The sequence below is a fragment of the Nocardia sp. NPDC051463 genome, assembly GCF_040681975.1.
Classification (GTDB): domain Bacteria; phylum Actinomycetota; class Actinomycetes; order Mycobacteriales; family Mycobacteriaceae; genus Nocardia.
In genome coordinates, this window is record NZ_JBFBAB010000017.1 from 74,353 (window position 1) to 88,161 (window position 13,809).

Here is a 13,809-nt window from a genome sequence, read left to right on the forward strand (position 1 = left end):
GAGACCTGTTGGTGTCCCACGCAAGACAGCGCCTGCCGGCACAGCCTGCTCGTCTCCCGCAGGCTCCCCGGCCGTACCAACAACGCTGACCCTCGCTGGCTCTTTGCGAGTTTTGATGATGACGTTACGGGTATGAGTAACAACAGAATCGAGACTGTATGCAAAGATATGCATAGGCCGATATTGACATGTATCTCTCGACAAACCAGGGTCGGGTCGACGGGTGCTTCGCTACCAGGCACCCCTCCCATACAACGAACTTCGAACTCGGCAACGACCGCTCTCCCGCCAGTAGACGAGCCCCTCTCCATCGCCCCTCCCCCAATCGCTCCTCTAGCGGACGGCGTGCGGTAGAGCGGCGGAGGACTCATGCAGCGAAACCACTCGGCGTGATCAATCGATATGCCGTCCCCGCATTGGCTGATTGATTCATGACACCAGTCGATCACGGCGCCGAATCGCACACCGCGTAGGTCGCAGATGCCCGTTCGGTCGCGCTGAGGTAGCTGCGCAGCGCCTGACGGGATCGGGTGAGTGCGTCGATGCGCTCATCGAGTCCGCGAAGGCGTGCCCGGAGTACGTCGAGCAACTCGGTGCATGGCGCGATGTCAGGGCCGGTGCCGGTCGCACAGGGCAGCAGGAGACCGATGTCCTCGGTCGAGAGGCCCGCTTCGAGCAGCCCCCGGATCTGGGTGACGGTCAGAATGGCTTCCTCGGCATACTCGCGGTATCCGTTGGCGCCACGGTCGGGCTCGAGTAAACCTTGGGATTCGTAGTAGCGCAACAGATGTGTGCCGACTCCGGTGCGGCGGCTCAGTTCCCCGATCAACACCGTCGCTCCTCCTTGACCTTCATACGGATATGAAGGTTGATGATACCGACATGACCGATCAATCGACGCCCCACTCCGACGCCGGCCACGCGCCGGTCACTGTCATCGGCCTCGGGCTCATGGGCCGAGCCCTTGCTGAAGCGTTCCTGGCAGATGGACACCCGACCACTGTGTGGAATCGCTCGGCCACCAAGGCCGAACCGCTCGTCGCTCGCGGCGCGACCCTGGCAAGCTCGGTCCGCGAAGCCGTCGCGGCAAGCCCGCTTGTGGTCATCTGCGTCACCGACTACGAAGCGGCGCGCGATTTGCTCGACCCGTTGGGGGATGCGCTCACCGACCGGGTTCTGGTGAACCTGACCTCGGGCACCTCCACCCAGGCCCGGGAAACCGCCGAGTGGGCGACCGCGCGAGGCGCGTCCTACCTCGATGGCGTAATCCTGGCGATCCCCCCTGCCATCGGTACCGCAGACGCCGTTCTGCTCTACAGCGGTCCACAGTCGGCATTCGACCACCACGAGGCGACCCTACGGAGCCTCGGCGCGAACACCACCTACCTCGGCGGCGATCACGGTTTGTCCTCCCTGTACGACATGGCGATGCTGAGCATGATGTGGAGCGTTCTGAACGGATTCCTGCACGCTGCCGCTCTGCTCGGTACGGCACAGGTCGATGCGGCAACGGTCGCGCCGTTCCTGAACCAAGGGATCGACACCATGACCGAGTGGATCACCGCCTACGCGGACCAGATCGACGCAGGCAAGTTCCCTGCCGAGGACTCCACCATCGATACCCATCTGGCTTCGATGGAGCACCTCGTCCAAGAGAGCGAAACCCTCGGGGTCAATGCCGACCTACCCAGGTTCGTCAAGATGCTGGCCGACCGGGCGGTAGCCCAGGGTCGCGGCGGCGAAGGCTACGCAGCGATGATCGAACAGTTCAGAAAGCCATCGGCCTGAGAACCACATCGTTCGCCATGACGGTGGACCGCGGGTACGGCACCACGAGTGGTGAGAAGGGTCGCCGACCGAATCCCTATCGCGGACGTAGCAGGGCGGACCAGTCCCCTGTCCTTGCTACGTCCGGCGGAGCCGGACGGTCAGTGACTTTACAAGCGTCATTAACATGGTTAGATGCGCATATCTACGTATGGTGATGTGTTCGGAAGATTCGTTTCGGTCGGAATGAGGAGCCTCACGGGCTAACCTGGGGCATGTTTGCTGGTTCGACGATGCAACCCCACCGCTGGACGCCGCCGCAGGCGCTCCCCCGCGCTCGCGAAACGCGCAGCGCCACACCGCTCCCCCCGGTTTCCCGGCTGGAGGTGCCGAGCACAGGCCCCGAGGATGTGGTGCTCGCGCCGGATGGGCGGGTGCTCGCCGGTGTCGATGATGGGTCGATACTCAGCATCGACCCATCCGACGGAGACGTGCGACGGCTCGCGAACACCGGCGGCAGACCGTTGGGGCTGCATGCCGACGCCGACGGATCGATACTGATCTGCGATTCGACGCGGGGACTGCTGCGCCTGGATCCCGATGGTGGCCTCGAAGTTCTCGTCGACGAGGTCGGCGGCGAGCCACTCCTGTTTGCCAGCAACGTCGTTCGTGATGACGACGGTACGATCTATTTTTCGTCATCGTCGCGCCGCTATCGCCTCGATCAGTGGATGGGCGACATATTGGAGCATTCCGGCACCGGCAGGCTGCTGCGCCGCGATCGGTCGGGTGCGGTCGAAACGCTGCTGGATGGACTGCAATTCGCCAATGGGGTCGTCCTGTCCCCCGATCGTTCGTGTGTGGTGGTTGCCGAGACCGGCGCATACCGTGTGTCGCGCTATTGGCTCAACGGGCCGAAGGCCGGCACGCATGATTATCTCGTCGAGAACTTGCCGGGTTTTCCCGACAACATGGGTCTCGGTAGTGACGGACTCGTCTGGATCACTCTCCCTTCTCCTCGAGATCCCCTGCTCGACCGGCTACTTCCGCTGCCGGGCGTGCTGCGGCAGATCGTGTGGACACTGCCGGCATGGTTGCAGCCGAAACCGAAGAAGACCATCTGGGTGATGGCCGTGGACTTCGACGGCACTGTCGTTCACGATCTTCAGGTCGAAGGCACCAATTTCTCGATGGTCACCGGCGTTGTCGAGCACGAGGGGAATCTCTATCTGGGGAGTCTCACCGAGTCCGCGGTCGGCGTGACACGGGTTCCATCCTGACTGGGGCATGATCGGCATCGGACCGACCGGGTAGCTGTTGCTGTGCCCGGGCACTCTCAGGTTCATCGCACAGGGTGTGCGGATGTTCCGTGAGGGTGTCCGGGCCCGTAGTCAGAACAGTTGTTCGGGGTGGGCGTCGGCTTCGTTGCGGACGTCGGCGGCGAATCGGGCTTCGATATCGTCGGTGTCGCCGGAGCTGTGGGCTGTGTACAGCAGCAGGCAGCCGCGGATGCCGTCGAGGAGGTCTTCGAGGAGGTCGAGGGCGGGGCGGACCGGGTCCAGGCGGCTGATACGGAATTCGGCGAGCAGGGCTTCGCGGGTGTCGCTGTCGAGGTCGAATTTGCGGGCCTGTTCTTCGATTTCGGCCACTCGGCTGACGACGGCCCATGGTGCGGGCACGTGTCCTTCCGAGACGGACACCGCCTCGGCGATCAGATCGACGACGATGTCGGTGGGGGTCTCGCCTTCGCCGAGGCGTTCGAGCACCATGGTGGGGGTCTCTACCTGCAGCGCTTCGATGTCGTCGGCTTCGACGACGACATCGACGGTCGGTATGCCTGCCAGTTCGCCCGCGACTTCCGCGGCGGCATCGAGCCAGTGTGCGGCAGCGACTGCGGCGGAGGCGGGGTCGAGTTCGGTGAACAGTTCGATGGAGCCGAGTGGGTCGGCGCGCAGCAGTTCGTCGGCGGCTTGGACTTGGGCAGGTGAGACGTCGGGTCGCGACAGCTCGACTGCTTGACGTGCGCGTCCGGTGAGGTCGCCGAGTTCGGCGGATTCGATGGCGGCTTGTTCGGTGATGACTTCGGCGAGGATGGTGTTTCGGAGTTCGAGGTCGTCGATGCTGTGCAGGGTGCGGCCGACGCGGTGTGCGGATTCGACGACGCCGCTGTAGGAGACGAGCAGGCCGTGGTCGGTGGGCAGGTTCGGGGTGCGGATTGCCGCGTCAACTTCTTTGAAGTTTCTGCGTTCCTCGGCGCGGCGCCAGGCTTCGCTATTAGGGATGTCGGGATCGCCTGCGGCGCTGGCCGGGTGTGTGTAGGTGCGCCATTGGAACCGGGACAGGGTGGTCAGATTCGATGCCAAACTGGTTGCCTGGTCTGAGCTTATCGGGGGCAGTGCGGCCACCGTCGCCGCGAGATCGCCGCGTCCGGTCGCCCAGATGGCGACTAGTGCGTTGCGGTCTGCGTCGATTGCATATCGGGTCACATCAGCAAGTCTTGCTGATTCGGCGTGGTTGCGCGCGCGCAATCCTGTCCATCCCGCTGCGGTGACAGGTGTTTCTCCATGGCACGCTGGGGTGTATGACTCTCGATCACGGTGATCCCGGCGACGCGCCTTCGGTTCCGCAGCCGACCGCGCCGGTGGTGAATTCCGCGCGTCCGTCTGCGGCAGAGGAGGCCAGAACTGTTGCGGCGGTGACGAATACGGGGACGTTGGCGAGCCTGAGTGCGGATGGTTCGCCGTGGGCTTCGTTCATCACCTATGGCCTGTTGGATGGTCAGCCGGTGTTGTGTGTGTCGAGGATGGCGGAGCACGGCCGTAATCTGGCCGCGGATGCGCGGGCCAGCATTGCGGTGGTGGAGCCGAATCCGCCTGCCGATCCGTTGGCGGGGGCGCGGGTCACTCTCGCGGGGGTTGTCGAGCGGCCGGTGGGTGCGGAGGCCGAGGCGGCGCGGCAGGTGCATCTGGCAGCGGTGCCTGCGGCGAAGTATTACATCGACTACAGCGATTTTGCGGTGTGGGTGTTGCGGGTGCAGCGGATTCGGTGGGTCGGTGGGTATGGGCGGATGGATTCGGCGACGGCCGAGCAGTATGCCGCTGCGGCGCCGGATCCGGTGATACCGGTTGCCGCTGCGGCGATTACGCATCTCAACGATGATCATGCCGATGCGTTGCTGTCGATGGCCCGAGCACTGGGCGGGTATCCGGATTCGACGGCGGCCAGTTGTGAGCGTGCCGATCGGTACGGGTTGGATCTGCGGGTTGTGACGCCGCGTGGGGTGGCGCGTACGCGGGTGGGTTATGCGGCGCCGTTGGATTCCATCGGTGGGTTGCGGGCGGCGACGGTCGAGTTGGCGCGGCGGTCTCGCGAGGGTTGAGCGCGGCGGTCGACGCCTGTGGTGGGCTGCAATGCGAGGAGTGTCCGTGGTGGCTTCATCGGGTCTGCGGGTGGGGTGTCGACTGTGCCCAGTCGGGGACTTCGGCGACCAGCTCTTCGGGGGCGGATAGCCGCCAGGCTTCGAAGACCAGTTCGGACAGCTCGTCGGCTTCGATGCCTGCCAGGCAGACAACTACCCAGCCGAATCCGCCTGTGGTGAACTGTACTTCGAAGACTTCGGGCCTTTCGGACACCAATGCCAGCTGTTCGGACAGGGTCTGCTTCAGGCCGACGGTTTCGGTCCGTGGCCAGTAGTAGCCGAAGCGCTTGCCGCGGACACTGAAGGTGGTGTACTTCTCGCCTTTGGCGCGTTGCACGTCGACGAGCGCGTCGATGATTCGGAAGAATTCTTTGTTGTGTACCGCCACCGCGGACCCCCTTACCCAGAGTCCGCCGCAGCGGCCTTGACCGACGTCGCACCGATCGGGAGGCAGGCGATCGCGTAGGCGCGGCGCAGCACGGTGATCGGCATGTACCAACTCAACCACATCCTTTGGTACGGACGGACCGCTCGCTGCTGCTGAACCCGTGAAGGGCATCATCGGTGCCTGCAGTCACCCGGCACGAGTGACCATCGACCTGTCGCCACGGGCGAAAGGCCCATATTTCGTGGCGGCCTGCCGGACGACACTCGACATCATGACCACAAGCCACAGTTCTCCCGTAACCTCCGTGCCGGATCATCGGACGATCCTGGCGGCGATCCAGCTCGCCTGCCGAGCACCCTCGGTACACAACACACAGCCATGGCGGTGGCTGTTCGACGGCACACGACTGCATTTGTACGCCGATATCGATAGGTGCCTGACCTCGGCCGACCCGAACGCGCGGCAGTTGGTGATCAGTTGTGGCGCGGCACTCCATCATGCTCGGACTGCGTTCGCCGCGCACGGCTGGCACACCGATACCGACCGTATGCCCGACCCGGCTCAGCCCTGGTATCTAGCTACCATCGAATTCCGCCCGTGGCCGGACCCGCCCCCTGGTATCGCCGAGCGAGCACGCGCCATCGACCATCGACACACCGACCGGCTGCCGATGCTCGAGCCGCATGGTTTCGCGCGGATCCTGCCGGAATTGCGGATGCTGACTTCACCGCACGACGTCGAACTCGATGTGCTCGATGATGATGCCAGGCAACGGATTGCCGCCGCCTCGGATCATTCGGCGGCGACCCGTCGGTACGACATGATGTATCAAACAGAGTTGCACTGGTGGGCCGGTCATCGTGACATGCCGGAGGGTATTCCGCCGAACGCGCTGCCGTCGGATGCCGAATCCGCCCATGTCGACGTCGCGCGCGCGTTCCCCTCGATGGCGCATTCGACCCGCCGGGCCGCCCTCGACGACCGCTCGCGACTGGTGGTGCTCAGCTCGGCGAGCGAATCAACACTGGCGTGGCTGCACACCGGTGAGGCGTTGTCGGCCGTGCTGTTGGCCTGCACCGCAGCCGGACTGGCAACCTGCGCGCTCACCCACATCACCGAACTGCCGACCGGTCGGACAACGATCGCGGGCTTCCTCCCCCACCCGACACTGCCTCAGGTCGTGATCCGCGTGGGCTCGTCGCCCGACGACACCGAACCTCCGCCGACCCCGCGCCGCGCAGTCATCGAGGTCTACACCGAGCGTCGAACGTAGCGCGTCAGCCCGCTGGAGGACGAAGGACGCTCGGACCAGGGGCGACCGATACAGCCGGGCAATGTTCTGAGGCGCTGGACCGCGTAGCGAACGACTACGGCGTGGTGACCTTCGACAGGGACGGGGTGGTGACCGATACCGCCGCCGAACAGCTTCGCGTGGCTCGAGTGTCGACAGCGTTGCTCACTGTGAGTAGTCGAGTCCCTGCCGCTGTTGTCAAGTCCCTGCCGCTGTTGCGGAGGTCGCCCCGGTGCTTTCGCGACCATGCGACGAAGGTCGTTGCCCTTGCTGTCGAAGTGCCCTGGGCCTGAACCATGATTCGGCGGAACGTATCGAGCATGAAAACAACGACGGCGTGTGCGATCGGGCTCGCGACATATGTGGCGGGGCTCGTGGTCGGCTACCAGGGGGTCGCGCGCCGATGGTGCCTGAACTGGGGCGCGACCAGCGACGAGGTGGCGCGAACCATGCCAGGTGACGAATTGCTCACCGAACCGGATATCGTCGCTACTCGGGCGATCACCATTGGCGCCGAGCCAGAGCGGGTATGGCCGTGGCTGGTCCAACTCGGACCCGGTCGTGGCGGTGCGTATACCTATGACTGGATCGAGAACCTGCTCGGTCTCGACATGCACAGCGCGAACACTGTTCTCCCCGAGTTCCAGGGCCTCTCCGTTGGAGACGGTTTTGCACTCGGCGCAAAGGGGCCGCATATGCGTGTGGCGGTCCTCGATCCCGAACGGACATTGGTGTTCGCCTCCGATGACGGCCACTGGGTGTGGGCATTCGGGCTCTACGCCGGGACGAATGGTGTTCGGCTGGTCAGCCGCAACCGCATCGCGACCTCCGATGCCGCTGTGCCCACTCTTCTGTTCAACCGGCTGATCATGGAACCGGGCAGCTGGGTGATGGAACGGAAGATGCTGCTCGGTATCAAGGAGCGGGCCGAAGGTCTGGAGAAGTTCTCGGCGATGTCCCGGTGAGAGAACGGCGGGAGTGTCCTCAATCGGTGAGCCGGTTCGTGTCGGCGATCGCGCCGAGCCGGGATTGCTCGCGCTCCGGTCGCTGCGACTCGATGTGGCGAAGTTGCGGCGTGGATCTTTCGTAGTTGTGCGAATGCCAGTCTGGGTCAGCGACAGGTGTCGGTGCACGTAGTCCTCGGGTGATGAGCTCTCGCTCCAGCGTATTTCGCGTTGCGTCGGGTCCCGCCCTGATGCTTATGTCTGCCTGTCGTTCTCGATGAGTCCGGTGACGATGCTCGGCGCAAGTCGGACAGCCGATCCGAGCCGAGCCGAGTGTGAACGATGATGATCCAGTCGTCGACGACCGCATGGTTGACCGGACGTATTGCCGGTCGAGCATTGCGACTGAACACGATGCGGCCGAATGGTGACCGATGACCTCACGCAGTTGAGCGGGTCGGCGAACCTGGCGACACGAGCTGAGCTGTCCGGTGGCAGCTTCAGTGTGGCGAAGGGCGAAGAAGGCGGCACCGTGGTGCGCTGGTCGGCGCCGCTGCCCTGGTCGGCATCGCCGAGCACATGAGCGGTCTTTGAGCCCTGCGGTTCATGACCAACGACAGGCGTGCCGGACCGCCTCGAATTCCTAACCTACGGATAACCGAAACGGCGGAGCCTGAAGGGACGTTGCCATGACCGCACAGCACAACGACGATCCGCACCGACTGGCGCCGGCGGCGGTCGTGGTCGGCATCGACGGGTCGGAGGCCGCCGACCTCGCCGTCCGCTGGGCCGCCGAAACCGCATCGCAACGACACCGCCGACTGCGCATCGTGCGGGCCCTCGACCTCACCGCGGCCGCGGCGGTCTTCGGCGCATACGACGTCATCGAGCCGCCCGTACTGGATGCTATTCGCCGACTCGGCGCCGACCAGGTGTTCGCGGCCCGCAGGCTCGCCCTCGAGGTCGATCCGGATCTGGACGTGGAAACCGAAGTCTCCGAGGCGAATCCGGCGAGGCTGCTGATCGATCGGTCCAGGACGGCACATCTGCTCGTGATAGGCGCGGCCGGTGAGGGTGGCACACTCAGCCATCTCGGTTCTACTTTGCTTGCGGTAGCCGCACACGGCCACGGCGCCGTTGTGGTGGTCCGCGATACCGGGACCGAGCAGCAGACCCGACTAACCGGCCCGGTCATGGTCGGCGTCGATGGCAGCCAGGTGTCCGACGCAGCAGCCGCGGCCGCGTTCGCCGAAGCGAGCGAGCGCGGAACCCAGTTGGTCGCCGTCCACGCCTGGAACGATCTGTATGTCGACCGAATCACCGGGACCCACTACACCATTCCGGACCGCGATGCGCAGGCCGCCGGAGAGGCGATCATCGCAGAACAGCTCGCCGGCTGGCAGGAGAAATATCTGTCGCGGTGCGTGCGGTACTTACCTGGTCGGAATTCAACCGCTACATCCCGCGCGCCGACATGCAGAAAGAGGCCGAGGAGCTGCTGTCGGAATGCCTGGCGGGCCGCGCGGAGAACTACCCCGACGTGGAGGTGCAGCGGGTAGTCGCTGAGGACCGGCCCGCCAAGCGGCTGCTCACGGAAGCCGGAACGGCCCAACTCATCGTCGTGGGCAGCCACGGCCGTGGTGGCTTCGCCGGTATGACCCTCGGCTCGGTCAGCCAGGCCGTCTTGCACGGCGCGGACTGTGCGGTCATTGTCGTCCGACCACACGGCTGACGCGTTCGGTCGTGATCATCGCTGGTGCGGTGGTCACGACCGGCCGGTCCTTACTCAGGTCCGGTCTTCCGGCGACGCAACGACCGTCAGAGCGCCGGTCTCCCCCGCACGAGCGAAATGTCGTATGCGTGGCCGAATTCGGAAAGGGTGAAGCGGTGTGTGACAACCGCATCGGGAGGCAACCGGCAGCCTTGCACGAGTGCAATCAGCGTTGGTGTGGAGTAGAGGTATCCACCGATCCGGTCGTGAACGTGAGGTTTCTGATCCAGACGCGCGCGAGCTGCAGGGGCGCTGGCGCGCTGATGTCGGCGAACGACCACCGGGCCGATCGAGATCGACAGCGAGTTCGAATGTTTCGGGAATGCCGACGGGTTCTGTGGTCATGTCGTCGCCCAACTCATCGGTCATCGCGGCAAGCAGAGCGCGCACGTCCGAACTCGATCACGTTGGGCGAACGCCCGGCGAAAGACCGAGGCTAGGCTGCCGGCATGAGCACGGCGCAGCCCGACAACCGTCCCGGTCGACAGGAGAAGCGACGCCTCCTGTCACAACTCGCCTGGAACCTGTTGCTTGCCTGCACGGTTGCGTCTTGTCTGGGCGCACTCCTCCGGGCAAGCGTCCCGGACAGCACCGAGTCGTTGCTGTTGTGGTTTTTCCTGATCAGCGCGTCGTTCGGGTTGTTCTGCGTAATCATCGGCTATCTGACCCGGGTAGTCGTCACCAGGCGGCTTCGAGTACCCGAGCTCGGTCCCCTGCTGGCGCCTGCGCTGGTGGTGGCGTTCACGGTGGCTGCGTGGAGCACAGACCTCCCGATCACTGTGCGCTGGCACTTCTCGTCGCACAGCTTCGATGATGCCGCGCGGCAGGTGCGCGACGGTGTCGATCCGCGGACGTTCGAAGGGCACCGGCTCGGGCTCTACCGCATCGACAGTACGGACCGCTACGCCTGGGGGATCTACTTCAGGACCAGCCCCATGACGGGCAACTGCTCGAGCGGGGGCGGAGGATTTGCCGAGCTCACCGGCGCCTCTCGCGCGTCTGACGCGTTCCACCATCTGAATGGTGCCTGGTATTGGTTCTGCTTCGACAGTGCTGGGGAACTGACAGTGCCAGACCATCCCATAGGGGGAGGACGCTGACCGTTCTCCACGGCGCCTTGTTCCAGCCGCGGTCCCACCACGTCCAGTTCCTCGATGGTGAGAGCGGCTTCCCCGATCCGTCCGCAGCCACTCGATCCTCGGTCTTGGCTGTTCACAGTGCTTGGTTCACCGCCTACAGATTCACGCCTGGAGATTGCCTGGGCTCCGATGACCTACCACCAGCGGTGCGCAGCCCCAGAACTGCGGCGAAGATAACGGCCGTTGTTGCAGCGCGTCGGTGCGGATGGTCATCTCACGCCTCTTCGGTCTGCGCTGTGCGTTGTAGAGGGTGTGGGGTTGAGGCGGGCGTCGAGAGACCAGGCGCCCGCGCCGACGACGAGCAGGAACAGGCTTCCGCACAGCTGTGCGAGATCGGTTCGGGATTCGTGGATGAAGGCCCACCAGCCGGATTTTCCGGTGAACAAAGGGGCGTCACCCCAGAGGATCGGTAGTTTGGTGATCAGCAGCGCACCTACCATGTCGACGAACATCGGAACGGCGGCGAGGCGGGTGAACAAGCCGGCGAGTAGGAGTGCGCCGCACACGATTTCGAAGATCCCATCCAGTGGTCCGAAGACACCCGGGGCGGGGATACCGGCCTTGTCGAACCGTCCCGTGCCCAGAGCGTCCGGATAGAGGAACTTCTGGATCCCTTCGAACAAGAACACCGCACCGACATAGAGGCGGATCAGGATTACCGAGGCGGGGGCGGTGGTCGAGGTCAGTCGGGCCCACCAGGTGTCGAGCTGTGACACGTGAATACCCTTTCTGATCGTGTAGTGCCTGGTGCTCGTCGTTTGCAAGGCCCTCGCCGAACGAAATCATGATGTCCGCCCCGAGGCCCTGTCAACGGAGAAGATGCCCGTTCTGGGAGGACCTTCGCCTCTGGGCGCGCGGTGCGACTCGGACAAATGATGATCGTGCCAGCGAATGACCACGACAGGAAGGGTCATCATGACCACAGCGCAAACCATCATGCATCCCGATGTGGCATGCATCGGGATACGGGACACCATGGACACTGCGGCACAGCGCATGCGCCAATTGGATGTCGGCGCGCTGCCGATCTGCGACGGCGAAGGCCACCCGGTCGGTATCGTGACCGACCGCGACATCATCGTCAAGGTCATCGGTATCGGAGGGAACCCGAAGTCGACCACCGCGGGTGAAATGGCCCAAGGAGATGACCAGTTGCACACCGTGGATGTCGGCGCCGATATCGACGACGCGCTGGCCCTCATGGAACGGCATCAGGTCCGCCGACTCCCCGTCACCGAAGACGGCAAGCTCGTCGGCATCATCACCGAGGCCGACCTGGCGCGGCGGCTGCCCGAACAGACCATCGGCGAATTCGTCGAAGCGGTGTGCGCCCAGCACCTGCCGATGTCCGCAAACGAAGCTCCGCACCCTAGGCGGCGGTCCCCTGGATCGGACTCGGCGGCGAATTACCGCGCGTCGGTCGCAGTCGGCACGCGAGTGTCGGCGGCGCGGTCCAACTGTGCACCGACCTGCGGGTAGGTCGGATACTCGATGCCCGAGATGTACTGCACCGTCCGCACCACCTGGCACGAGTAACCGAATTCGTTGTCGTACCAGACATACAGAATCGCGGTGTCGCCCTCGACGATCGTGGCATTGGCATCGATGATCGATGCTGCGCGCGATCCGATGAAATCGCTGGAAACCACGTCCGTGGCGGCGGTGTAATCGAGGTTTCGACTCAACGGCCCGGCGAGTGAAACCTGACGCAGATAGGCGAGCACATCGTTCTTCGTCGTCTCCCGCTCGAGCTGCAGGTTCAGAATCGCGACCGATACGTCGGGAGTGGGAACTCGAATCGAGTTGCCGGTGATCTTGGCCTTGAAATCCGGCATCGCCTTCGCGACAGCGGACGCGGCACCGGTTTCGGTGAGCACGAGATTGAACGGCGCGGATCGACCGCGACGGTCCGCCTTGTGATAGTTGTCCAGTAGATTCTGGTCGTTGGTGAACGAGTGAACCGTCTCCACATGACCACGGGTGATGCCGTACTCGTCGTCCATGGCCTTGAGCGGCGGAACGATCGCGTTGGTCGTGCACGAGGCGCACGAGAAGATCTGTTGCGTCAGGTCCAGGCTACGGTGGTTGACGCCGTGCACGATATTCGGAATGTCGCCTTTACCGGGTGCGGTGAGAACGACCTTGGCGATACCCGGGCGCAAATGCTGAGACAATCCGTCGCGATCACGCCACCTACCGGTGTTGTCGATCAGGATCGCGTCCTCGAGCCCATACTCGGTGTAGTCGATCGTCGTCGGATCATCGCTGTAGATGAACTTGATCACGTTCCCATTCGCGGTGATCGTGTCATTGTCGGTATCGACTTTGATAGTGCCGTTGAAGTGGCCGTGCACCGAATCCCTGCGCAGCAACGACGCACGCTTGGCCAGATCGTCCTCGCCCCCCTTGCGCACAACCACGGCACGCAGGTTCAGACCGTTGCCGGATCCGACCTTCTCGATCAGCAGGCGAGTGACCAGACGACCGATGCGGCCGAAACCATAGAGGACAACATCCCTGGGTCCCTGTGACCGAGCCTTGTTGCCGCTGATCACGTCAGCCAGGGCCGCTGTGGTGAACTCGCGGATCGACAGTCCGCGATCGTCGGCGTGATAGGTCATGACCAGCTGACCGAGATCGATCTTGCATGGTCCCAGATCCAGCTCGCTGAGCACCTGCAGGAAGGGCAGGGTCTCGTCCACCGACAACTCTTCACCCCCGATCTGCCTCGCGAAGCGATGCGTCCGCAGGATGCTGATCACCGACTTGTTCACCAGCGACCGGCTGTGCAGCAGGATCGTCACGCCCTTTCCCCGATACAACGTGCCGATGATGGGAATCATCACCTCCGCGGCGGCTTCCTGAGCGTTCCAGCGGTCAAGTTGTTCGGTAGTCAACACAGGTCCTCGGGTTTCCTCGATTTGTTCGCTACACCGATGCTAATGAAGGCCGCGATATCACCGCGGCCGGATACCCACTCGTGAGATCGCCAGATGGTGATGCCGACCAGGCACCAAGGCACCGAGCGGTTCGCGAAGGACCGCACTATCGACGAACCTCTTTCGGGGTCGACTCCTCAGCGTGTCGTGCG

Annotated in this window: 13 protein-coding genes and 3 pseudogenes; 10 read left to right on the top strand and 6 right to left on the bottom strand. The window is 64.1% G+C overall.

Annotation, left to right across the window (positions count from 1 at the left end; genetic code table 11):
• Nucleotides 1-445 precede the first annotated feature (445 nt).
• Nucleotides 446-832 carry a MerR family transcriptional regulator gene (locus AB0M74_RS21975; RefSeq protein WP_366528126.1) on the bottom strand — a complete coding sequence of 129 codons (387 nt, stop codon included), beginning with the start codon at nt 830-832 and terminating at the stop codon, nt 446-448.
• Between the two features lie 50 nt (nt 833-882).
• On the opposite strand from AB0M74_RS21975, the gene AB0M74_RS21980 reads away from it, so the two are divergent.
• Together AB0M74_RS21980 and AB0M74_RS21985 are read left to right on the top strand one after the other, a co-directional pair.
• Nucleotides 883-1,788: an NAD(P)-binding domain-containing protein gene (locus tag AB0M74_RS21980; RefSeq protein WP_366528127.1), complete on the top strand. Its 906-nt coding sequence runs from the start codon at nt 883-885 to the stop codon at nt 1,786-1,788.
• A gap of 272 nt (nt 1,789-2,060) precedes the next feature.
• Entirely contained in the window at nt 2,061-3,047 is a 987-nt protein-coding gene (locus AB0M74_RS21985) for an SMP-30/gluconolactonase/LRE family protein (protein WP_366528128.1), read from the top strand.
• A gap of 111 nt (nt 3,048-3,158) precedes the next feature.
• Here AB0M74_RS21985 and AB0M74_RS21990 read toward each other — a convergent pair whose 3' ends face one another.
• Nucleotides 3,159-4,253: a hypothetical protein gene (locus AB0M74_RS21990; protein WP_366528129.1), complete on the bottom strand. Its 1,095-nt coding sequence runs from the start codon at nt 4,251-4,253 to the stop codon at nt 3,159-3,161.
• A 95-nt stretch (nt 4,254-4,348) separates the two neighbouring features.
• Between AB0M74_RS21990 and AB0M74_RS21995 the strand changes: the two genes are divergently transcribed.
• Nucleotides 4,349-5,146 carry a DUF2470 domain-containing protein gene (locus AB0M74_RS21995; protein ID WP_366528130.1) on the top strand — a complete coding sequence of 266 codons (798 nt, stop codon included), beginning with the start codon at nt 4,349-4,351 and terminating at the stop codon, nt 5,144-5,146.
• A gap of 55 nt (nt 5,147-5,201) precedes the next feature.
• On the opposite strand, the gene AB0M74_RS22000 is transcribed toward AB0M74_RS21995, so the two are convergent.
• Nucleotides 5,202-5,573 (bottom strand): MmcQ/YjbR family DNA-binding protein, encoded by a 372-nt coding sequence (locus AB0M74_RS22000; RefSeq protein WP_366528131.1) that lies wholly within the window; start codon nt 5,571-5,573, stop codon nt 5,202-5,204.
• Between the two features lie 271 nt (nt 5,574-5,844).
• Between AB0M74_RS22000 and AB0M74_RS22005 the strand changes: the two genes are divergently transcribed.
• Nucleotides 5,845-6,846, top strand: coding sequence for a hypothetical protein (locus AB0M74_RS22005; protein ID WP_366528132.1), 1,002 nt, complete (start codon nt 5,845-5,847; stop codon nt 6,844-6,846).
• A gap of 338 nt (nt 6,847-7,184) precedes the next feature.
• Entirely contained in the window at nt 7,185-7,829 is a 645-nt protein-coding gene (locus AB0M74_RS22010; RefSeq protein ID WP_366528133.1) for an SRPBCC family protein, read from the top strand.
• 305 nt (nt 7,830-8,134) lie between these two features.
• On the opposite strand, the pseudogene AB0M74_RS22015 reads toward AB0M74_RS22010, so the two are convergent.
• Nucleotides 8,135-8,230 (bottom strand): annotated as a pseudogene (locus tag AB0M74_RS22015) (pyridoxamine 5'-phosphate oxidase family protein); the annotation flags it as partial.
• A gap of 2 nt (nt 8,231-8,232) precedes the next feature.
• On the opposite strand from AB0M74_RS22015, the gene AB0M74_RS22020 reads away from it, so the two are divergent.
• The 4 genes and pseudogenes from AB0M74_RS22020 to AB0M74_RS22035 all read left to right on the top strand — a co-directional run bounded on the left by AB0M74_RS22020 (nt 8,233) and on the right by AB0M74_RS22035 (nt 10,679).
• Nucleotides 8,233-8,391 (top strand): hypothetical protein, encoded by a 159-nt coding sequence (locus AB0M74_RS22020; protein ID WP_366528134.1) that lies wholly within the window; start codon nt 8,233-8,235, stop codon nt 8,389-8,391.
• Nucleotides 8,392-8,497: 106 nt separating this feature from the next.
• The gene (locus AB0M74_RS22025; RefSeq protein ID WP_366528135.1) at nt 8,498-9,367 is read left to right on the top strand and encodes a universal stress protein; all 870 of its coding nucleotides are present in this window, start codon (nt 8,498-8,500) and stop codon (nt 9,365-9,367) included.
• Nucleotides 9,259-9,540: pseudogene (locus AB0M74_RS22030) on the top strand (universal stress protein); the annotation flags it as partial. The gene AB0M74_RS22025 and the pseudogene AB0M74_RS22030, both read left to right, overlap by 109 nt.
• 488 nt (nt 9,541-10,028) lie before the next feature.
• Nucleotides 10,029-10,679 carry a hypothetical protein gene (locus tag AB0M74_RS22035; RefSeq protein ID WP_366528136.1) on the top strand — a complete coding sequence of 217 codons (651 nt, stop codon included), beginning with the start codon at nt 10,029-10,031 and terminating at the stop codon, nt 10,677-10,679.
• 248 nt (nt 10,680-10,927) lie between these two features.
• Here AB0M74_RS22035 and AB0M74_RS22040 read toward each other — a convergent pair whose 3' ends face one another.
• A complete protein-coding gene (locus AB0M74_RS22040) occupies nt 10,928-11,434 on the bottom strand; it encodes a DoxX family protein (protein ID WP_366528137.1) in 507 nt (168 codons plus the stop codon).
• Nucleotides 11,435-11,633: 199 nt separating this feature from the next.
• On the opposite strand from AB0M74_RS22040, the pseudogene AB0M74_RS22045 reads away from it, so the two are divergent.
• Nucleotides 11,634-12,050 (top strand): annotated as a pseudogene (locus AB0M74_RS22045) (CBS domain-containing protein); the annotation flags it as partial.
• Between the two features lie 74 nt (nt 12,051-12,124).
• On the opposite strand, the gene AB0M74_RS22050 reads toward AB0M74_RS22045, so the two are convergent.
• Entirely contained in the window at nt 12,125-13,615 is a 1,491-nt protein-coding gene (locus AB0M74_RS22050) for a glyceraldehyde-3-phosphate dehydrogenase (protein WP_366528138.1), read from the bottom strand.
• Nucleotides 13,616-13,809: the final 194 nt, after the last annotated feature.

Excerpts from the sequence above, each read along its gene's own strand:
- AB0M74_RS22035 (WP_366528136.1), top strand. The coding sequence starts at position 10,029 with ATGAGCACGGCGCAGCCCGACAACCGTCCCGGTCGACAGGAGAAGCGA.
- AB0M74_RS22005 (WP_366528132.1), top strand. The coding sequence starts at position 5,845 with ATGACCACAAGCCACAGTTCTCCCGTAACCTCCGTGCCGGATCATCGG.
- AB0M74_RS22010 (WP_366528133.1), top strand. The coding sequence starts at position 7,185 with ATGAAAACAACGACGGCGTGTGCGATCGGGCTCGCGACATATGTGGCG.
- AB0M74_RS21995 (WP_366528130.1), top strand. The coding sequence starts at position 4,349 with ATGACTCTCGATCACGGTGATCCCGGCGACGCGCCTTCGGTTCCGCAG.
- AB0M74_RS22020 (WP_366528134.1), top strand. The coding sequence starts at position 8,233 with ATGGTGACCGATGACCTCACGCAGTTGAGCGGGTCGGCGAACCTGGCG.
- AB0M74_RS21980 (WP_366528127.1), top strand. The coding sequence starts at position 883 with ATGACCGATCAATCGACGCCCCACTCCGACGCCGGCCACGCGCCGGTC.
- AB0M74_RS21985 (WP_366528128.1), top strand. The coding sequence starts at position 2,061 with ATGCAACCCCACCGCTGGACGCCGCCGCAGGCGCTCCCCCGCGCTCGC.
- AB0M74_RS22025 (WP_366528135.1), top strand. The coding sequence starts at position 8,498 with ATGACCGCACAGCACAACGACGATCCGCACCGACTGGCGCCGGCGGCG.